The organism is Polyangium sp. 6x1, from assembly GCF_029946515.1.
In the GTDB taxonomy this organism is placed as follows: Bacteria; Myxococcota_A; Polyangia; order Polyangiales; family Polyangiaceae; genus Polyangium.
The window spans coordinates 172,129-192,707 of record NZ_JARZHH010000011.1 but is presented as its reverse complement, the minus strand read 5'-3'; the positions used below and the strand labels follow the sequence as shown (position 1 = coordinate 192,707).

The 20,579-nt window shown below is 69.9% G+C and carries 14 protein-coding genes; 5 read left to right on the top strand and 9 right to left on the bottom strand.

Features of this window, described 5'->3' with window-relative positions; all coding sequences use genetic code 11:
• The first annotated feature begins 27 nt into the window (after nt 1-27).
• A complete protein-coding gene (locus QHF85_RS14080; protein ID WP_281327674.1) occupies nt 28-2,427 on the top strand; it encodes an FG-GAP-like repeat-containing protein in 2,400 nt (799 codons plus the stop codon).
• A 3-nt stretch (nt 2,428-2,430) separates the two neighbouring features.
• Here QHF85_RS14080 and QHF85_RS14075 read toward each other — a convergent pair whose 3' ends face one another.
• Entirely contained in the window at nt 2,431-5,841 is a 3,411-nt protein-coding gene (locus QHF85_RS14075; RefSeq protein ID WP_281327673.1) for an ATP-binding protein, read from the bottom strand.
• Nucleotides 5,842-6,082: 241 nt separating this feature from the next.
• Here QHF85_RS14075 and QHF85_RS14070 point away from each other — a divergent pair, with 241 nt between their 5' ends.
• The gene (locus QHF85_RS14070; RefSeq protein ID WP_281327672.1) at nt 6,083-6,937 is read left to right on the top strand and encodes an SIMPL domain-containing protein; all 855 of its coding nucleotides are present in this window, start codon (nt 6,083-6,085) and stop codon (nt 6,935-6,937) included.
• Between the two features lie 2 nt (nt 6,938-6,939).
• Here QHF85_RS14070 and QHF85_RS14065 read toward each other — a convergent pair whose 3' ends face one another.
• From QHF85_RS14065 to QHF85_RS14045, 5 genes are all read right to left on the bottom strand, one after another.
• Entirely contained in the window at nt 6,940-7,338 is a 399-nt protein-coding gene (locus QHF85_RS14065) for a hypothetical protein (protein ID WP_281327671.1), read from the bottom strand.
• 4 nt (nt 7,339-7,342) lie between these two features.
• Nucleotides 7,343-8,326, bottom strand: coding sequence for a flotillin-like protein FloA (gene floA, locus QHF85_RS14060; RefSeq protein WP_348652739.1), 984 nt, complete (start codon nt 8,324-8,326; stop codon nt 7,343-7,345).
• Between the two features lie 6 nt (nt 8,327-8,332).
• On the bottom strand, nt 8,333-9,712 hold the full coding sequence (locus tag QHF85_RS14055) for an NfeD family protein (protein WP_281327669.1): 1,380 nt from the start codon (nt 9,710-9,712) through the stop codon (nt 8,333-8,335).
• A gap of 56 nt (nt 9,713-9,768) precedes the next feature.
• The gene (locus QHF85_RS14050) at nt 9,769-13,257 is read right to left on the bottom strand and encodes a protein kinase (protein WP_281327668.1); all 3,489 of its coding nucleotides are present in this window, start codon (nt 13,255-13,257) and stop codon (nt 9,769-9,771) included.
• A 98-nt stretch (nt 13,258-13,355) separates the two neighbouring features.
• Nucleotides 13,356-14,141, bottom strand: coding sequence for a sterol desaturase family protein (locus tag QHF85_RS14045; protein ID WP_281327667.1), 786 nt, complete (start codon nt 14,139-14,141; stop codon nt 13,356-13,358).
• Nucleotides 14,142-14,303: 162 nt separating this feature from the next.
• Between QHF85_RS14045 and QHF85_RS14040 the strand changes: the two genes are divergently transcribed.
• Together QHF85_RS14040 and QHF85_RS14035 are read left to right on the top strand one after the other, a co-directional pair.
• Complete coding sequence (locus tag QHF85_RS14040; protein WP_281327666.1) at nt 14,304-14,705, top strand: DUF6184 family natural product biosynthesis lipoprotein; 402 nt, start codon at nt 14,304-14,306, stop codon at nt 14,703-14,705.
• A 170-nt stretch (nt 14,706-14,875) separates the two neighbouring features.
• Nucleotides 14,876-15,637 (top strand): hypothetical protein, encoded by a 762-nt coding sequence (locus tag QHF85_RS14035; protein ID WP_281327665.1) that lies wholly within the window; start codon nt 14,876-14,878, stop codon nt 15,635-15,637.
• On the opposite strand, the gene QHF85_RS14030 is transcribed toward QHF85_RS14035, so the two are convergent.
• Complete coding sequence (locus QHF85_RS14030) at nt 15,634-18,366, bottom strand: phosphoenolpyruvate carboxylase (RefSeq protein WP_281327664.1); 2,733 nt, start codon at nt 18,364-18,366, stop codon at nt 15,634-15,636. The genes QHF85_RS14035 and QHF85_RS14030 overlap by 4 nt on opposite strands.
• A 75-nt stretch (nt 18,367-18,441) precedes the next feature.
• Between QHF85_RS14030 and QHF85_RS14025 the strand changes: the two genes are divergently transcribed.
• A complete protein-coding gene (locus QHF85_RS14025) occupies nt 18,442-19,197 on the top strand; it encodes a DUF4360 domain-containing protein (RefSeq protein ID WP_281327663.1) in 756 nt (251 codons plus the stop codon).
• A gap of 39 nt (nt 19,198-19,236) precedes the next feature.
• Here QHF85_RS14025 and QHF85_RS14020 read toward each other — a convergent pair whose 3' ends face one another.
• Entirely contained in the window at nt 19,237-19,785 is a 549-nt protein-coding gene (locus QHF85_RS14020) for a hypothetical protein (protein ID WP_281327662.1), read from the bottom strand.
• A complete protein-coding gene (locus QHF85_RS14015; protein WP_281327661.1) occupies nt 19,782-20,543 on the bottom strand; it encodes a TerC family protein in 762 nt (253 codons plus the stop codon). Before QHF85_RS14015 ends, QHF85_RS14020 begins: the two co-directional genes overlap by 4 nt.
• Between the last annotated feature and the right edge of the window lie 36 nt (nt 20,544-20,579).

Genomic DNA, 20,579 nt, shown 5'->3' with positions numbered 1-20,579 from the left:
GTGCGTCCCAGTGCCAATCCTGCAGGGATGCGACGACGGTTTGCGTTCCTGGTGCTTTCTTCATCGGCCGCGGCGCTGCTCGCGGCGCTGGGTCAGGGGTGCGGCGGCGGCGGATCTTCGTCCACGGAGGGCGCGGGCGCGACGGGCAGCGCGACCGGCACGGGTGGCATGGGCGGATCCTCGTCGACGGGGACGGGCGGCGACGAGACGTTCTTCGACGCGGGGAGCTGCCCGACCGGCGAGGCGTGCGACGGCGGCGTCTGCGTGAGCGGCGTGTGCTGCGCCGTGGAGCTCGCGTGCGGCGACGCGTGTTGCGGCGGCGGCCAGGTCTGCTCGTTCCAGAAGTGCGTGACGCCGGGGGCGAGCTGCGTCGAGTCGGGCGACTGCGCGGCGGGCGAGTATTGCGAGCTCTCGCTCGGCGATCCGCAGGGCATGGACGGCGGCATGGACGCGGGGTGCATGGGCGGCGCGCAGGTGCCCGCGGGCAAGTGCCTGCCGAAGCCGCCGACGTGCGCGCCGGGCATGCCCGCGCCGAACCCGGGGGATCCGCTCACGTGCCTCGAGTCCTGCCAATACAAGCCCGCGGCGTCCGCGTTCGCGCCCGAGCTCAAGTTCGCCTGGGGTGGGCAGCTCGTGGCGCCGTTCTCGACCGACGTGATGATGTCGCCGATCGTGATCGAGCTCGACGATGACGACTGCGACGGCAAGGTCACGGCGAAGGACATCCCGGAGATCGTGTTCGCGACCTTCACGGGCGGCGCGTACCAGAGCACCGGGATCCTGCACGCGATCAGCGTCGTCTCCGGGCAGGTCGTGGAGAAGTGGGCCGTGGCCGGGATCCACCCGACGAAGCAGCTCGCGGCGGGCAACATCGACGGCGCGGCGGGCAACGAGGTCGTCGCGTGCGCCGAGGGCGCGGACGCGGGCGTGCGCGCGCTGAAGGGCGACGGCAGCTTGCTCTGGGCGACGCCGCCGATGCGCTGCTTCATGCCCACGGTCGCGGATCTCGACGGCGACGGGGCGGTGGAGGTCGTGGTGGAGGGCGGCATCCTCGACGGCGCGACGGGCGCGGTGAAGGCCTCGTTCTCGGTGGACCTCGCGAGCTCGTTCGTCGCGAGCGACGTGACGGGCGACGGCGTGCTCGACATCGTGACGGGCAGCCAGGTCTTCGACGCGGCCGGCGCGCTCGTGCTCGACACGGGCACGGCGAACCAGAGCAACTTCTACGCGACGCAGGACTGGAAGAGCCCCTGGCCGGCCGTCGCCGATTTCGACGGCGACGGCAAGCCCGAGGTGGTCGTCGTGGACAACCTGAACCACGCGCTCGTCGTGTGGCGGTACGACGCGGCGGCGCCGGGCAAATTCACGATCGTGCGTCCCGCGCTCGACATCAACGGCACGCTCTCGCCCTCGCTTTGCCCCGCGGGGAGCTGGGGCAACACGCACGGCGGCGGCCCGCCCACGATCGCCGATTTCAATGGTGATGGGACGCCCGACGTGGCGATGGCGGGCGGCGTGGGGTATGCGGTGCTCGACGGCAAGAAGCTCGTCGACGCGGCCGTGCCGGGGAACGAGGCGTTCCTCTGGATCAAGCAGACGTCCGATTGCTCGAGCGCGTCGACGGGCAGCACGGTCTTCGATTTCGACGGCGACGGCAAGGCCGAGGTCGTTTATTCGGATCAGCAGCGCCTGCGCGTCTACGAGGGCCCGACGGGGAACGTGCTCTGGGAGCGGTGCAACACGACCGCGACCTTGATCGAGAACCCGGTCGTGGCCGACGTGGACAACGACGGGCACGCCGACATCGTGGCCGTGTCGAACGCCTATGGACAGGCGAGCGCGAGCTTGCAATGCGACGACGGCGTGAGCATCGCGCAATCGGGCGTGCGGATCTTCGGCGACACCTCGGGCAAGTGGGTGCGCACGCGGCGGGTGTGGAACGAGCACGCCTACCACATCACGAACGTCGAGGAGGACGGGACGATCCCGGCGAAGGAGCTGCCGAACTACCTCCAGCCCGGCCTCAACAATTTCCGCCAGAACAAGCAGCCGGGCAGCGAATTCGCCGCGCCGGACGCGGTTGTCTCGCTCGCGCCCGTCTGCTTCGGGCCGTACGGGCTCGTCGCGGTCGTGCGTAATGTCGGCGAGGCGTCCTTGCCCGCGGGCGTCGTCGTCGGGTTTTACAAGGGAAACCACCCCGGCGGCGAGCTCCTCGGGCAGGGGACGACCTCCAAGGTGCTGTATCCGGCGGAGTCCGAGTCGGTCCTGCTCCCGCTCCCCGCGGCGCCGGGCGACGTCGTGAACGGGATCGTGCCCATTTACGCCGTCGTCGACGACACGAACGTACCGCACCCGGCCTGGACCGAGTGCCGCACCGACAACAACGTCTCGGCGCCCGCGAGCGGCGCCTGCAATTCGCCCAAGTAAGCGTCAAGCCGCGGCCGCCGAGACCGCGTCGAGCAGCCCGAGGACCTCGTCGGGGTGGGCCGGCTTCACGAGGTGCTGCGTGAAGCCGGCCGCCGCGGCCAGGCGACGGTCCGATTCCTGGCCATACCCGGTGAGCGCGACGAGTTTGTCCGGGCAATTGCCCGAGGCGCGCAGGCGCCGGGCGACCTCGTAGCCATCCATGCCGGGCAATCCGATGTCGAGGAAGATGACGTCCGGGTGCTCTTCGTCCGCGACCGCGAGCGCGGCGAGCCCGTCGTGGGCGATTCGCACCTCGTGGCCCTCATGGCGCACGAGCTCGCCGATCATGTGCGCGGCGTCGACGTTGTCGTCCACCACGAGGACACGCAGCCTCCGGCCCGCGCGGTGATGGTTTGTCGGGAGGCTCCTCATGGGAGAAGCCGGCTCCACCAATGCGCGCGCCGGCTCCGCGGGCGCGAGGGGCAGCCTCACGAGGAACGTGCTGCCGCGGCCGAGGCCCGGGCTCCGCGCCTCCACCGTCCCGCCGTGCATCTCGACCAGGCGTCGCACGATGGAGAGCCCGATCCCGAGCCCGCCCTGGGACCGATCGAGCGTGCGCTCCGCTTGCTCGAAGATGTGCCACACCCGGTCGAGCATGTGCGGCGCGATTCCCACGCCGTCGTCGTGCACGCAGAGCTCGACCTGCGCGCCGACGCGCCTCGCGGAGAGGGTGATGTGCCCGCCGGGATCGGTGTATTTCGCCGCGTTCGTGAGCAAATTGACGAGCACCTGCTCGAGCCGTACGGCGTCCGCGAAGACGGGCACGGGCTCGTCCGGCAGCTCGACCGTGAGCGTGTGGTGCCGGCCCTCGATGAGCCCGCGCGTCGCGTCGACGGCGCGCGAGACCACGGTGACGATGTCGAGCCGCTCCTTGCGCAGCTCGATCTTGCCGCGGGTCAGGCGCGAGACGTCGAGCAGGTCGTCGACGAGGCGCGAGAGGTTGTCGGTCTGGCGCTCCAGGATTTGAAGGTGCCGATCCGTGGCCGCGTTTTCTTGCCGCGCCCGGATGATGTGCAGCGCCATCCGCATCGGCGCGAGGGGGTTGCGGAGCTCGTGCGCGAGCATGGCCAGAAACTCGTCTTTGCGCCGATCCGCCTCGGCCTGGAGCTCTTCGGCCTGCTTGCGCTCGGTGATGTCGGTGCACGAGCCGATGTGGCCGAGGAAGTCGCCGTCCTTGCCGCATCGCGGGAGGCCGTAATCGAGGAACCACCGGTACGAGCCGTCGGCGACCCGCAGGCGATACTCGAAATGGAAGCGCTCGCGGTTCTCCACGGCAGCCGCGAAGATCTGCCCGACCCGCGGGCGATCTTCAGGGTGAATCGGGTCGAGCCAGCCCGTGCCCTCCGCGTCCTCCAGCGATTGGCCCGTGAGCCGCTTCCAGGTCGCGTTGATGTAATTGCACGATCCGGTCGCGTCGGTCATCCAGATGATGACCGGCGCGTTGTCGGCCAGCGTGCGGAAGCGCATCTCGCTCTCGCGCAGGCGGTCGGTCTCCCGCGCCACCTGCCGGCGCAGTCGCGACAGCTCGATCCGAGCCTCGACCCGCGCGAGGAGCTCCCGCGGCGAAAATGGTTTGACCAGGTAATCGTCGGCGCCGAACTCGGCCCCCTCCACGCGCGCCGATTCGCTGGCGCGGGCCGAGAGCATGACGATGGACACGGCCTGCGTCCGCGGATCGGCGCGCAGCGCGCGGACGAGGGCGAAGCCGTCCATGCCCGGCATCATGACGTCGGTGAGGATCAGATCGGGCAATTCGGCGCGGGCGTGGGCGAGCGCCTCGATCCCGTCCGAGACCGCGACGACGTCGTGGTGCGGTTCGAGCAAGCGGCGGATGTAGTGCTGCATGTCGGCGTTGTCCTCGGCGAGCAGCACGCGGGCGCGTGGGCCTGTGGGCACGACGCGCGAGGGCGGCGGGCGCTCGCTCGTGACCCGCCCGGGCGCCTCGACCCAGTGCTCCGCCTCCTCCACGAATGCGGAAGCGTTCGTCGCCGAGAGCCCGAGCTCGCGCTCGGGGCCGATGCGCTCGGCGGGCAGGTGCGCTGCGCCGGCGGGAATGCTCACCGTGAACGTGCTGCCCTCGCCGAGGGCGCTGGTGACGGCGACCGCGCCTTTGTGAAACCCCACGAGCTCGCGGACGAGCGCGAGGCCGATGCCGGAGCCCTCGAACGTCCGCCCGCGCGCGCGCTGCACGCGGTGAAACCGCTCGAAGAGCCGCGGCAGCTCGTCCTCGGGGATGCCCGTGCCCGTGTCGCGGACCGCGAGGTCCACCCGATCGCCGGCCCAGCGCAGAGACACTTCAATCGACCCCTCGAACGTGAACTTGAAGGCGTTCGAGATCAGGTTGAGGACGATCTTCTCCCACATCTCGCGGTCGACGTAGACGGGCTCCGGCAGCGGAGGGCAATCGACGAGGAACCGGAGCCCCGCGCGCTCGACGACCGAGCGGAACGTATTCGCGAGCTCCGCGGTGCAGGCCGAGAGATCGGTCGGCTCGTAGGCCACGTGCAGGCGCGCCGCCTCGATCCGGGAGAAATCGAGCAATGTATTGACGAGCTTGAGCAGGCGCCGCGCGTTGCGCCGCACGACCTCGATTTCGCGCCGCTGCTCGTCGAGCAGCGGCCCGTGCGAGCCGTGCAGCAGCTCCTCGACCGGGCCGAGCATCAGCGTGAGCGGCGTGCGGAACTCGTGGCTCACGTTCGAGAAGAAGCGCGTCTTCAGCTCGTCCAATCGGCTGAGCTGCTCGTTCGCGACGCGGAGCCGCTCGTTGGCGCCCTGGATCTCCTGCGCGCGGTGGTAGAGCTCGTCCTCCATCTGGTGCGCGCGCGTCCGCTCTGCCTCGACGATCTTGCATTGCTCGCCGCGCTGCTGCTTGAGGAGCACGAACTCCGTCACGTCCTCGCCGCGGTGAATGACGTGCGTGGTTTTCCCGTTGTCGTCGATGACCGGCGTATTCGTCGGGCTGTAGTACCGCTCCGTGAAGCCACCGCCCTCCGACTCGGGCAGGCGAATGTCGTACTTCTGTACCGCCATCGTGTCGGGCAGCCCTGTCGAGAAGACACGCTCGAGCGAGGCCCGCAGGTTCCGCGAGCCCGTGGCGTTCTCATCGTCCGGGTTGTCGGGGAAGAGCTCGAACAGATTGTGGCCGACGGTCGCCTCGCGGGAGACCATCCTCGTCCGCAGGAAAGCGTCGCTGGCGGCGACGATGGTGTAGTCCGGGGCGAGGACGAGGTAGCACTCGGGCGCGGACTCGAAGAGCGCGCGGAAATCGGGCTCGCTCCTCGACGAGCCCGCTCGCCTGCAGGACTCGCCGTCCCGTCCGTCGACGCGTGCGCGCGGGTCCTGCCTTCGCTCCTGGTGTTTGGTACGCCCTAACATGGTCGAGCTCCGCGGCGCTCGTGTTTCGCCGCTCGGCGACGCCCCCGTGCGCGTCGGGTACGAACATTGCGCGCGAGGGGGACGATTCAACCCTGTTGCATGAACCCTTCCAATCGGATCGAGCGGTCTCGGGAACCCTGGGAGAACTCGACACCACCGGGGCCATCTGCCAGAGTCGGGGCGATCGCCTGTAAGTTGGGCGGTCGTTCGGCGTTATCTGCTTGTAAGGAGGCTTTTTCGTATGCGCTTCGGTCCCGTGCTCGCGTTCGTCTTGCTCGTCCCCGCCTCGTTTGGTCTCATCGGCTGCGGCAGCGCGCATCATGGGGGCGCGCGCGCCTCGCAGGAGGCGGTCCGTCACATCACGGTCGTCGGCCACGGTGAGGCCCAGGGCAAACCCGACATCGCCCGGACGAGCCTCGGCGTCGAGGCCTCGGCCCCGACGGTCGAGGAGGCGATGAACCAGACGAGCGCGCGGATGAAGGCGATCCTCGACGCGCTGAAGAAGCTCGGCCTCGAGGAGAAGGACATCCAGACGGCGAATTTCTCGATTTCGATCGAGCGGCCCTTCGAGGGTCCCATGCCCATGGCCGTGCCGATGCCGGAGCCCGCGCCCACGCCGAAGGGCGGCAAGGCTGCCGCGGCCACGACGGCGGGGGCGGCCGCCCCCATGGCGCCGCCGCCGCCGTCCGTGAAATACCGGGTGAGCAACACCGTGGAAGTGACGATCCGCGACGTGTCGAAGGCGAGCCGCGTCGTGCAGGCGGCGGTCGACGCCGGGGCGAACAGCGTGTGGAACGTGAGCTTCGGGATCGACGAGACGAAGGCGCTCGAAGCGACGGCGCGGGAGAAGGCGATCGCGGACGCGAAGGCGCGGGCCGAGGCGCTGGCGAAGCTCTCGGGGGTCGAGCTCGGGCCGGTGATCAGCGTGAGCGAGGTCATCGGCCGCGGCCCGATCGGCCCGATGCCGATGATGGCGTCGGCCGAGGCGAAATTTGGCGGCGGCCCGCCGCTCTCGATGGGCGAGGTGACGTACGCGACCTCGATCGAGGTCATCTTCGCCATCAAGAAGGCGCCCCCGCCGCCCCCGGCGGAGTGATTTCAATCGGCGCCGCGCGGCCGACCGAGCAGCGCCCCGAGCAAGATCGCGCGACGCACGTCGCCGGGTTTTTCGAGAAGAACCCGTGACGTGCGTCGTGGGCGGGCCGGGGCCGCTTCGGGTGCATGCGGGAGCGCGGGGCGCGCCTCTTCGAGCGAGAGCGGGCGCGCGGGAATCTCCTCCAGCGATTGATATTCGACCGGCGAGCGAGGATCGGGCAGGGGGCGCGGCGGCGCGGGAAACGTCATCGTCGGCTTCATTCCAACGAGCGCTTTTCGGCGCTCTCGGGCCTCCCGCGCGGCGCGCTCCCGCGCCTTGCGGGTCGCCCGCTCGAGGAGCGCCGGCACGACCGGCATCATCAAGAACAGGAGCACCACGAGCAGCGAGACGAGCCCCTCCACGGCTTCACCGTCTCCCTTGCCCGATCGCCGGCCTCACGTCGCTCGGCACGTCGTTCGCGACCGAATGCCGCATGGCCGTGTCGGCTTCGATGTTCCGCATTCGATAATAATCCAGGATGCCGAGGTTGCCCGACCGGAACGCCTCGGCCATCGCGCGCGGCACGTCCGCCTCCGATTCCACGACCCGCGCGCGCATCTCCTGCTCCAGCGCCACGGCCATCGCGCGGCGCTCCTCTGCTTTCGCCTGCGCGATCTGTTTGTCCGCGTTCGCCTGGTCGATCTGGAGCTTCGCCCCGATGTTCGCGCCGACGTCCACGTCCGCGATGTCGATCGACAGGATCTCGAACGCCGTCCCCGCGTCGAGCCCGCGCGCGAGGATGTTTTTCGAGATGTGATCGGGGTTCTCCAGCACCTCCTTGTGATTCGCGGCCGAGCCGATCGTGCTCACCATTCCCTCGCCGACGCGCGCGATGATCGTCTCCTCCCCGGCGCCGCCGACGAGCCGGTCGAGGTTCGCCCGCACCGTGACGCGCGCGATCGCGATGAGCTGGATGCCGTCCTTCGCCACCGCGGCGACCCGCGGCGTCTCGATCACCTTGGGCAAGACGGACATCTTGACCGCGTCGAGCACGTCCCGCCCGGCGAGGTCGATCGCCGCGGCGCGCTTCAGCGGCAAGTGGATGTTCGCCTTGTCGGCCGAGATCAGCGCATTGACCACGCGCGTGACGTTGCCGCCCGCGAGGTAATGCGCTTCGAGGTCGTTCGTCGACACGTCGAGCCCGGCCTTCACCGCGCTGATCCGCCCGTTCACGATGACGCCCGGCGGCACACGGCGAAACCGCATGCCCACGAGCGACGACAGCCCCACGTACGCCCCCGAAGCCCACGCCGCGATCCAGAGCGGCAGCGGGATCAGATAAAGGACGACGAAGAGGCCCACGAGCACGAGGCCGACGATCCCGATGATCCCGAGCTCCACGCCGAACATGGCCATTCACCCATTTTCTTTCTCGGCGGCGCGCCGCACGACCACGTAGCTCCGCTCCACGCGGAGCACCTCGAGCGGCGCGCCGGCCGGGATGTATTCCCCCTCGGAGAGCGCATCGACCCGCGCGCCCGTGATCTCCGCGATGCCCGAAGGCCTGAGCGGCGAGGCCGCCTTGCCGAGGTCGCCGGGCAAGATCGCGTCGAGCGGCGACGCCGCGAAGGGGAGCGCGTGCTCGCGGGGCCCCGATTCGAGGACGAGCCTTCGGCCGAACGGCAATCGAGGCAGGAGCCGCAAAAGGAGCGCGGCCCCGACGAGCGTGACCACGAGCGCGAGGGAGACCCCGGCCGCGGCATGGACCGCGCCGGCCGGGGTCACGCCCGGGCCGACGAAGCTCATCCCGAGCCCCGCGAGCACGGCTGCCGCGCCGAGGACGCCCGCCAGGCCAAACCCTGGAATCACGAAGATTTCGAGCAAGAGGAGCGCGATTCCGCCGCCCACGAGCGCGAGCTCCTCCCAGCCCACGAGCGCGAGGATCGCGTGCGACCAGAAGAACAGCGCGAGGCAAACGAGCCCGGCGATGCCTGGCGCGCCAAACCCCGGCGTGCGGATCTCTACGAACAGCCCCATGAGCCCGAACCCGAGCAGGAGCGAGCTGACGAGGGGCGAGGTCGAAAAACGCACGAGCTTCTCTGCCCAGTTCGGCGCGAGCGTGCGAATCTCCGCGCCGGACAAACCTCGCTTCGCCAGGATGTCGTCGAGCGTCTCGGCGCGATAGCTCGCGGCGCCGAGCGCGAGCGCCTCCTCGGTCGTCAGCGTGAGCAGCTTTCCTTTGGCCACGACGCCCGGGATCTCCACGTCCGCGTCGACCATGGCCTCGAAGATCGCCGTAGGCCGGCCGCGCGCCTCGGCCGTCGCGCGAAACTCTTTGCGTACGAACGAGGTGGCCTTTTCCCCGGCGGGCTCCGCTCGCCCCTCGGGCCCGGCGACGACGGGCGCGGCGGCGCCGATCGTCGCGCCCGGGGCCATCGCGATGTCCTCGGCCGCGAGCGCGATGAGCGCGCCTGCGGAGATCGCCCGCGGATCGACGAATGCGACCGTGGGGATCCGCGCGTCGAGCAATGCGTCCCGAATGACGAGCGCCGCGTCCACACGTCCGCCGAGGGTATCGATCGGCAAGACGAGCGCGGCGGCGCCGGCTTGCTCGGCCTGTCGCACGGCGCGCTGCACGTAAGGCGCGAGGCCATTGTCGATCTCCCCGCGCAGGGGCGCGACATACACGATCGGCCGCGCCGCCTCCTGCTGCCCGTGCGCGAACGCGCCGAACAAGAGGGCATAGAGAGCGAGCACGAGGACCCAGGCGCGACGTCGAAGCGAGGCGCGATGCACCACGAAACCCCCACCATGAGGCTAGGGCTCCCGCGGCGAGGCGGAAGGGGAGGATGTCAGCGCGTGGGCTCGGGCGAAGCCGGTCGATCGTCCAGGTGCACGACGTCCTTCGTGGCCGCGTCGAGCCAGACCCGCAGGCCCGCCTCGTCCGAGGGCAGGTCGTCGCCCCAGAGCCGCACCGTCCGGTCCTGGCCCGTCGAGACGAGCGCGCGGCCGTCCGGCGAGAACGCGATCGACGCAATGCCGCCCGCGTGCCCGGCGAGCGGCCGATCCTCGTGGCTCGTGAGGTCCCAGATGCGGACGCTGCCGTCGAGGCTCGCCGACGCGATACGTTTTCCGTCGGAGGAGACGGAGATGCTCACCACGGTCTTTCCGTGCCCGCGCAGGATGTCGCGGGGTTTGCCCGTGGCCGTCTCCCAGAGGCGCACCGAGGGCTCCGAGCCGAGCGAGGCGAACGTGGCGCCGTCCGGGAAAAACACGATCTCGGTGACGCCATTGCCGCTCGCGTCGATCACGCGGCCCTTTTCGGTCGCGAGGTCCCAGAGCCCGATGGTATGGTCGGCGCTGCCCGAGGCGAGCGTTTTGCCGTCCGGTGAAAACGCGACCGCGCGGACCGGGCGCTCGTAGCTGCCGAGCGTCTTCGCTTCTTTCGTCGCGAATCGATAAATGCGCACGGTCTTGTCGGCGCCGCCCGTGGCGAGGACCGCGCCGTCCGGCGAGAACGCGAGCGTCTCGACGGGTTTTTCGTGCTCGAAGAGGACCTCGGCTTGCCCCGTGGCGACGTCCCAGAGCCGGACCTTTTTGTCGGCGCCGCCGGAGGCGAGGTGCTTTCCGTCGGGCGCGATCGCAATGCGCGCCACGCGCCCCGCATGGCCGCGCAATACCTTGGGCGGCTCGCCCGCGAGCGAGGCGATCCGCACGGCGCCGTCCTCGCCGGCGGAGGCGATCGCGGTTCCATCTGGAAAAACCCGCAGGTCGCTGACCTTGCCGCTGTGCCGATCGACGATTTGCGGCGCGCCCGAGGCGAGATCGAAGAGGCGCACCGTGCCGTCGTCCGCCGCCGAGACGACGCGTTTTCCGTCGGGCAGGAAGGCCGCGGTCGTGGCCGCGCCCTCGTGCTCGCCGACCACCCGATCGATCTGCGTGCCGAGCTCCCAGACCCGCATCGTCTGGTCGAACCCGGCCGCGGCGAGGCGCTTTCCGTCGGGCGAGAACGCGACGCCGTGGAGGCCGAGCCAATCCTGGAATCCGCCGAGCGTGCGGCGCTGGCCATTGCTGACGTCCCACAGGACCACGTTGCGGTCCTGCCCCACGGCGGCGACGCGGCTGCCGTCGGGCGAGACCGCGAGCGTCTTGACCTCGCCGCCGTACTGGCCGAGCAGCCGGGTCGCGCCATTCGAGAGATCCGCAAAACGAACCGCGCGGTCCTTCGCGCCGGAGACGAACGCGGTTCCGTTCGGCAAGAACGCGAGCGCCGTGACCTCCTTCGTGTGGCCGGGGAACGTGCGGAGCGCGCCCTTCGAGGTGTTCCAGAGCCGAAGCGAGCCGTCGACGCCGCCCGTGACCACGAACAGCCCGTCGCCGGAGACCGCGATGCTGGTGCAGGTCGAGGTTTGGCCGGAGAAACTGCGGCTGTTGTCCGTCGCGAGATCCCAGACGACGAGTTTTCCCTTCTCGACGAGGACGAGCATGCGCCCGTCCCTCGAAAAGACCGCGCCGCGGCTCAATTCGATGCCCGTGTTCACGGCGACCCGCTTTCCCGTCCCGGCCGCGACGTTCCAGAGGAAGACGCCGTCGCCGAAGCCCTGCGAGGTGAGCCATTGGCCGTTCGCGGAGAAGCGGATGCTCGTGATCCACTGCTCGTGGCCCGCGAGGATGCGCGAGGTGCCCGACGCGAGGTCCCAGAGCCGCACGCTCTTGTCCTTGCCGCCCGTGGCGAGGAGCTTTCCGTCGGGCGAGAATGCCGCGGCCCAGACCTCGTCGCCGTGGCCCGCGAGGACCTTGTGCGTGCCCGCCTCGACGTCCCAGACCCGCACGGTGCGATCGTCGCTCGCGGTCGCAATGGTGCGGCCGTCGGGCGCGAACGCGACCGCGTTGATGCCGCCGTTGTGCGCCCGGAAGACCTTTCCGATGCCGCGCGCGAGCGCGTCGGCGGCGAGCGTGCGCGCGGCGGGGAAACGCGGGCTGTTCGGCGAGAGCGTCTTCAGCCACGCGATGGCCTGGCTCGGGTCCCGCTCCATGAGGCCGCGGGCCTGCGAGATCGTGAGCTCGTCGGCGCGCTTCGTGGCCTCGGCATGCTTTTGCTGGGCTTCGAGGCGCTGCGCCTGGGCCTCGGCCTTTTGCTGCTGCGCCTCGATCTCGTTCGCCTGCGCTCGATTGCGCTCCTGGATGATGCGCGTGAGGCTCAAGATACCGACGACCGAGAGGGCCACGACGCCGACGAGGCCCACGAGGAGCGGCGTGCGGCGGCGCTTGATGAAGCGGCGGACGATCTCGCCGCGCGAATACGTGTGTGCCGCGACGAACTGGCCCATCTGGAATCGGCGCAGGTCGTCGGCCAGCTCCTTCGCCGTCGGATATCGCTTCGCCGCGTCGCGGGCCATCGCTTTCTCCACGATGGCGAGCAGGTCCTCGGGGATCCCTTTTTGCCGTTCGGCGAGCGGCACGGGCGGCGCTTCGAGGACCTTGAGGGCCACGTCGATCACGTCCCCGCCCGGGACGTCGTACGGGGCCACGCCGGAGAGCGCGCGATACATGAGCGCGCCGATCGCATACACGTCCGCGCGCTCGTCCACGGGTTTGGCCATGGCCTGCTCGGGGGGCATGTACGCGGGCGTGCCCATGATCGCGCCGACCGACGTCAAATTCGCGCTCCTGCTGACCGATTTCTCCTCGGACGCCGGCGGCCGGGGTCTGCCGGAGAGCGGCTCGGCGAAGGCGTCGTTCAGGTCCTTCGCGAGGCCCCAATCGATGACCACGGTCTCGCCGAACCGACCCACGAGGACGTTCGCCGGCTTGAGGTCGCGATGGACGATCCGCTGGCTATGCGCATACGCCATCGCGTCGGCCACGGCGAGCAGGTGCGGGAGCAGGGCGAGGCGCTGTTCGAGCGTGTGCGCCTCGTTCATCACGTCGCCGAGGGGTTTGCCCGTGATGAGCTTCATCGCGTAGAACGGCTCGCCCGTCGGCCAGCGGCCGGCCTCGTGCACGGGGACGATCGAGGGGTGCTGCAGGCGCGCCGTGATGATCGCCTCGTAGACGAAGCGTTCGGCCTCGGCCGCGTCGGTGGAGAGCAGCTCCTTGATGGCGACCGTGCGGTCGAGCCGCGTATCACGCGCCTTCATGATGCGGCCGATCCCGCCCTCGGCGAAGACGCCGCTGATGGCGTAGGCCGTGCGCTGGACGAGCGGGAGCGACGCGGGCGTGAGCGCGGGGCGTGCCGCCGGCGGCGGCGGAGGCGGCGCGTCGCGGAAGGAGGCGATCTCCGCGTCCGAGATCTCGAGCTCGTCGATGGAGGGCCTGTCGAGGGGAGGGTTTGCCGGCACGGACGCAGACTATCCGATTTGCGTTTGGCCGGCACAGGGGAGCGGAGCGGCGTGGTCGTGCTTTTTTCCCATGCGGCGGTAGGTCCTGGACGGCCGGGTCAGGACGGATCGGCGCGCTCCTTGAGGCTCTTCATCGGATGGCCGTCCATGACGCGCTGGAGGAGGACCGGCCAGTCCTTCCATTCGGTGCCGCAGAGCCGATCCATGATCGCGGACTGGAAGCTGTAATGGCCTGTCCAGCGGGCGTGATGGAGCGCGTGATACACGAACGGATTCGCGTTGATCGAGCGCCACCGGATGCCCTTCATGGAGCGCGTGATCTCCACGTTCGCGTGCCCGACGATGTTGCCGCCGACGTTGACGACGAGATACGCGGCCCAGCCCCAGAAGCCGATCGGCGCGACGTACGACATGGCGAGTGGCAGCCCGGCATACCCGATCATCCAGGCGCACGACTCGACGAAGCTCATCGATTGACCCGTGAGCGGCGTCGTCACGTGGGAGCGATGATGCCACCTGTGAAACCGCACGAGCGTGCGGTGGTGCATGGCCCGATGGAGAAAGTAATAAAACACCTGAAAACCTGCGGACATCGTGAAGAACGTGAGGCCGTCCCGCACGAGCGAGGTCTCGCCGAAGCGCACGAGGCCCGAGGAGAGCACGGCCGTGAACGTCGTCACGACGACCGCGAGAAAGACGAGGTTTCCCACGAGCTCGAAGCGGTACTGGCCCGCCGCGAGGGGTACGTCGTAAATGCGGCGGTGCCGGAACAGGCGCTCGAGCGCGAACCCGATCGGCACGTTGAAGATCGTCAAACCCCCGAAGAAGGCGAGCACGATCAAGGCCAGCTCGGGCAAGGAGGCTCGGATAAGAAGGTCGGGCATGTTCCACCCGTAGCGGCGAAAGGCCGCGCATTCAAGAGATCCGGTGGTCGGGCTCGCTCGGTCCGTCCGCGCTCTCAGGCCCTTCGCGACGTCCGTCCGCTGCCATCTCGTGCCGTCCTGCGCGGCGCGACGCTGGCGCCCCGATTGCACCGCGGGCGCGACATGGCGAAGACCAGAACCCACTACGCTCCCGCTCTGCTGTTCGTCGTCCTCGGGGCCAGTGTCGCGCTCGGCGCATGCCGCCGCGAGGACCGCGCCCTCGGCGAATCGCCCCGCAGCGACGTCAACCGGGCCCTGCAATCGCTGGCCGATGCGCGCTGCGACCGCGCCATGCGCTGCAACCAGATCGGCCAGGGAGAGCGCTTCGCGAACCGCGATGCGTGCCTCCAATCCGTGCGAAAAAACGAGCGGCAGGACCTGAACCTGTACGGATGCACCGAGGGCATCGATCAGGAGGAGCTCTCGGAGTGTCTGAGCGAGATCAACACGTCCGGCTGCGACGCAACCTTCGACACCCTCAGCGCGATGGCCGACTGCCGCCCGAGCGACATGTGCCGCGACTGAGGCGTATCCGCGCCGCCCACCCCACACGGACGCGACTGGCGAAAAATTTACCGGATGGGTTCAAAGTTCCACGGGGGCTGCGCGTCCAATCCATGCGCACGACGTGATGGCCGCCTCGGCGGTGCCGCGTCGATGTCGTGATCTTTTGCCCTATCGGGAGGCATTCCCCCATGGCTGCCACGCGAGACAACTCCGTCCTTTTTTCGCTGAACCAGCTCCTTTCTCTGCATGACCAGGCGATGCGCGAGGAAGAAGAGGCCGCGCGCGCGCGTGTCGAGGCCGAGCGAATCGCCCGGCAAGAGGCGGCGCGGCGCGAGGCGGAGGCGTTGCAGCAGCAGGCGCGCGCCGAGGCCGAGCGGATCGCCCGGGAAGAAGCGGTGCGGCGCGAGGAGGCGGCCCGGCTCGAGGCGCTGCGGCTCGCGGAGGTGGAGCGCGCGCGCGCCGAGGTCGAGGCGCAGGCCCGGATGGAGATGATGCGCAAGGCCGACGAGCACGAGCGGGCGCTCGCGGCGCTGCGCGAGGACGAGAAGAAAAAGAAGCTGAAGCGCGCCCTGGTCTCGTGCGTGGTGGGCGCCGCGGCGCTGCTCGGCAGCGGGCTGGGCCTGTATTTCGGCAAGATCAAGCCGGATCAGGACGCGTCCCTGGCGAACCAGTCGGCGGAGGTCGAGGCGACGCGCGAGGAGGCGGCGCGCCTGCGCGCGAAGCTCGACGCGAATGGAAAGCGCCTCGACGAGACCGCGGCGCGGCTCGAAGAGGAGAAGCGCCGGGCGCGCGAGCTCGAAGAGGCGAAGAACGCGGCGAACGAGGCCCCGGCGGCGCGCCCGGGGCAGAGGGGGCCGGCGCCCAAGCAAAACGAGGGCCCGAAGCCCGGCGGCGGCAAGTGTCTGCCCGGCGAGCCCGGCTGCGATCTCGACGGAAACCGCCTGTTCTAGCCGGTATTGCGCATTCCCGCGGCGATCCCATTGATGGAGAGCAGGATCGCCCGGTCGCAGCACGTGTCCCCCGCCCGCTTCCGGCGAAGCAGCGCCACCTGCAAGAACGACATCGGGTCCACGTACGGGTTGCGGAGGTCGATCGACCTCTGCAACGTGGGGTTTCCGTCGAGCAATCGCTTCACGCCGAAGAGGCGCTTGATCCACTCCACCGTGCGCGCGTGCTCCTCCTCGATCGCCGGCCAGACGGCCTTGCGGGTCGCGGGCGAGGCGAGGGCGGCATACCGGGCGGCGATCTCCATGTCGCTCTTCGCCAGCACCATTTGCACGTTGTCGAGCACGGTCCGGAAGAAGGGCCACTTTTTCGTCATTTCGACGAGCAGCTCGGCGCCGCCCTCACGCTGCGCGAATGCGTCGAGCGCGCTGCCGACGCCATACCAGCCGGGAAGGATCGCGCGCGTCTGCGTCCAGCCGAAGACCCAGGGGATCGCGCGCAGCGCTTCGAGGCCGCCGGTCTTGCGCTTGCTCGGGCGTGAGCCGATCGGCAATCGCGCGATTTCGTCGACCGGGGTCGCCGTGGTGAAGAAATCGACGAAGCGAGGGTTTTCCCAGACGAGCGTGCGATAGACGCGCCGCCCTTCCTCGGCGAGCTCCTCGAAGGCCTCCATGTAACGACGCTCGTCCTCCTCGGAGGAGCGCTCCTCGGCGCCGAGGGTATGCAAGAGGGCGCCGCCGACCACGAGCTCGAGCGTGCGCAGGGCGAGCTCGGGACGCGCATATTTGTGGTCGAGCGCCTCGCCTTGCTCGGTCGCCTTGTACCGCCCGGCCACGCTGCCCGCGGGGAGCGCCAATATGGCCTGCTGCGCAGGCCCTCCGCCGCGCGCGACGGATTCACCGCGGCCGTGGAACACGCGGAGCGCGATGCGCGCCTCGCGCGAGACCTTCGCGAGCTCCGTCTGCGCCTTGCGGAGCGCGAAGGACGCCGAGAGGAGCCCGACTTCCTTGCCGGAGTCGCTGTAGCCGACCATGACCTCCTGCGCGCCGCGGGCGGCGAGGTGGCGGCGATACTCGGGGTGCGCGAGCAGCGTGCGCAGAATGGTCGGCGCGGAGACGAGCGCGTCGTGCGTCTCGAAAAGCGGGACGATGTCGACCGTGACGGCCTGTTTGTCGACGTCGTACAATCCCGCGGCACGCGCCAGCGTGAGCGCCGCGAGGATGTCCTCCGCGCGCTGGGTCATGGAGAGGATCAGCGTGCGGGACGCGCGCTCGCCATATTCGCGCTGGGCCTCGGCGAGCTTGCGGAGCGCGGCCAGCAGGCGCGCGGCGCCGGGCGTCTCCTCGCCGCCGCCCGCGAGCCACGCCGCCGCGGCCACCGCGTCCTCCGCGGGCGCGCGAAGCTCGAGCTCGGCGATCGACAAGCCGAGCACACGCACCCGTTCGGCGAGCGCGCGCGCCCGCTTCTCCCCCGCGTTCGAGGCGTTCGCCTCGCGCAGCGTGTCGGCGATGAGCAGGAGGTCGCGATGGAGCTCCTCGGTCGTGCGGTACGCGACGCCGAGCTCGGCGTGACTGCCGATCGCGCTCGCATGACCCCGCGAGAGCGGCGGAATGCTCCGGGACTGCGGCGCGCGTTGCCTCGCCGCGTGCCGCTCCTGCTCCACGCCTTCGAGCGCTGCCGCGAGCCGCGCCTCCACGAAGCGCAGCTTGCGCCGCCACGGCTCGCCCTCGGTCTGCGCGCTCTCTTGCGCGGCCACGCCGGGCATCGCGATCGCATCGGCCGCGAGCGAAGTGATGAGCGCCTCGGGCACACGCGCGTGCCGCGCCGACTGCGAGAGCGCTCCGCCGAGCTCGCGCACGGCGCCGAGCCATCGCCGAAGGCCTCGGGCGCGATACCCGCGGAGCGCATCCTCGACGACCTCCGGCGTGACGTTCGGATTGCCGTCCATGTCGCCGCCGGGCCAGGCGTGAATCCGGAGCGGCATCGGCAGCGTGTCGAGCGGTTCGCCGTACGCACGTTCGAACGCGCGCCCGAGCTCGAGCGGCAGCTCGGGCAAGAGGTCCCAGAAGATCTCCTCGACGTACCAGAGGACGTTCTTCACCTCGTCGCCGACGGTGGGTTTTTCGCGACGCACCTCGTCCGTCTGCCAGAGCAGCGTGATCTCCTCGCGGATGGCCGCGCGTGCTTCTTCTTCCTCCCGCGGGAGCAGGCGGCATCGGTCGCGCTCTTCGAGGCGCCGCGCGACGCGGTAGAGTTTTTCGAGCACCGTGCGTCGCATCGCCTCCGTGGGATGCGCCGTCAGGGTGAGGGTGACTTCGAGCCGCGCGAGCGCCTCGCGCATCGCATCGGCCGAGACGCCGGCGCTCTTCGCGGCGAGCATCACGGCGGCGAGCGAGCCACGTTGCGGCGGTTCGCCGGGGCTGCTCGCGTGGGCGCGCGCGCGCCGGATGCGGTGGTGCTGCTCGGCGATGTTGACGAGGCGGAAGTACATCGCGAACGCGCGAAGCACGGGCTCGGCTTGCTCGATCGGCAGTGCTTCGAGCTGCCGCACGAGTTCCTTCTGCGCCTCGGACCTGCCCGCGCGGGGCCCTCGACGCCTGCGGATCGAGAGCTTGCGGATCACCTCTTCCACGGAGAAGAGCGCCTCGCCCTCTTGCTCGACGAGCACCTCGCCGAGCAAGCGACCGAGGAAACGGACGTCGGAGCGGAGCGGTGCGTCGACCTCGCGGCTCATACCGCGGAGTGTACGCCGAGCCGAAGACGAAGATGACGGCGAACGGGCGAATCGGTTTTTCCCCGGGAATCCGTGGTGAACAGAGCGAACGAGTCCGGCGCGGATCGCCTTGCCGACGAGCTCGATCGGCTCGAGGTGCTCACGGCCGGCGTGCGAGGCGCGCGCGCCGCCCACATCGATACCGGGGCACGGGCCCCAGGGGAGGATTCCATGAAAAAGACGTCCGCTCGGGTGTTCTTCGGGCTCGGGCTCTCGGCGCTCGTCACGCCCGCCATCGCGAAGGCAGAGACGCCGCCCGAGGTCTCTCTCCGCTCGATCACGGCGCTCGGCACCGGATGCCCGTCAGGTGCGGTGCGGGCGGTCCTCGGCAGCGACGGTCAGCACATCGTCCTGCTCGACGGCGCGCTCGCGGCCTCCGCAGGGCCCGGCGTGCCGCTCTCGGCGCAACGTGTGTTTTGCCAGGTGATCCTCGAACTCGATCACACGCCGGGCTGGTCGTACGCCGTGACGAACGAGTACGGGTACCGCGGCTCCGCGGAGCTCGACGACGGCGTCACCGCGACGGTCGACGTCGAGCGGTACTTCACGGGTGAGCTCGGCGAGAACCCGGTGCAGACGACGCTGCGCGGTCCGTTCGCGGAGCGCTTCGTGCTGCGCGAGCCGGCTGGCGCGGTGGGTCCGTTCTCGCCGTGCGGGGCGCAGCGGCCGCTCAACATCCGCACCGCCGTGAACGTGAGCACGCTCGGAAGCGCAACGGGCGCGGGCCGCATCCAGCTCACGCCGGTGTGGGGCATGGAGGTGCTGCGGCTCCACTGGAGGCGCTGCGGCTGAACGAAGCAGCGCGAAGACGGCGCGCCACGCGCGCGGCGCCTACTTGGCCTTCGACTTGGCCTTGATGGGCAGCCGCGCCGTGGTGAGCGTCGCGCCGCTGTCGTCGAGCACGCGCACTTCGAGCTCGCCGGTGTCGCCGGCTTGCATCGTGTTGTAGCCCCAGGTGCGGAACGACCACGACGGCTCGACGGTGAGGTCGAGCGGCGTGCGGAGCTTGCCGTTCACGAGGAAGTCGACGTGCACCTTGCGCTTGTCCTGCGAGCGGTTGCGCAGCTTCAGGTGCGCGTAGACGCGCGTCCCGGGAGGCGCGGCGTCGAGCGTGTCGACGGGCTCCTTCTTCTGCACGTCGGACGTGAGCGTGAGCTGAAGGAGCTCGAGCGAGGCGCGCTCGCCGCTCGGCTCGGCAGGCGGAGACGCAGGCGCGGACGACGACGACTGCCAAGGGACCGTGCCCTGTGCGTCCGAGGCGCCCGCGTCGACGGGCGCTCCTGCGTCGGCGTTTTGCGCGACGGCGGCGGAGCCCTCGGGACAACCCGCGAGGGCGAGCATCGAAGCGGCGAGCGCGGCGAGATGAAGAGCGCGGATCACGGCGCGCGGTCCTCGTACGGGTTGTGCAGCTCGACGGGCGCCTGCTGGCGCGCGCGCAGCTTCATGTTGATGAGCTCGACGCCGAGCGAGAAGGCCATGGCGAAGTAGATGTAGCCCTTGTTGATGTGCTGGCCCATGCCCTCGGCCACGAGCAGCACGCCGATGAGCAGGAGGAAGCTCAGCGCGAGGATCCGCATGCTCGGGTGACGGTTGACGAAGCGGCCGATCGCCCCGGCGAAGAGGAGCATCACGAAGACGGCGATCACAACAGCGGTGGCCATGATCGTCAGGTGCTGCGCCATGCCGACCGCGGTGATGACCGAGTCGAGCGAGAAGACGATGTCGAGCAGGACGATCTGCGCGACCGCGAAGCCGAACGAGATGTGCTTGACGGGCTTGCCGTCCTTCTCGCCCTCGACCTCGAGGCGCTCGAACATCTCGTGCGTGCTCTTCGCGATGAGGAAGAGGCCGCCGCCGAGCAGGATGAGGTCGCGCGCGGAGAACGCATGGCCGAGGAGCGAGAAGAGATTGCTCGTCAAGCTCATCACCCACGTCAGCCCGAAGAGCAGGCCGAGGCGCATGAACAGCGCGAGCGCGAGGCCGAGCGAACGCGCCGCGGGCTGTTGCTTCGCCGGCAGCTTGTTCGTCGTGAGCGTGAGGAAGACGATGTTGTCGATCCCGAGCACGACCTCGAGACCCGTGAGCGTCGCGAGGCTCGCCCAGCTGTCGGCGTGCTTGAAAACTTCGAGGCCGGACATCAGGCGCTCGCTCTAGCACGGCGGCCGTTCGGCTGC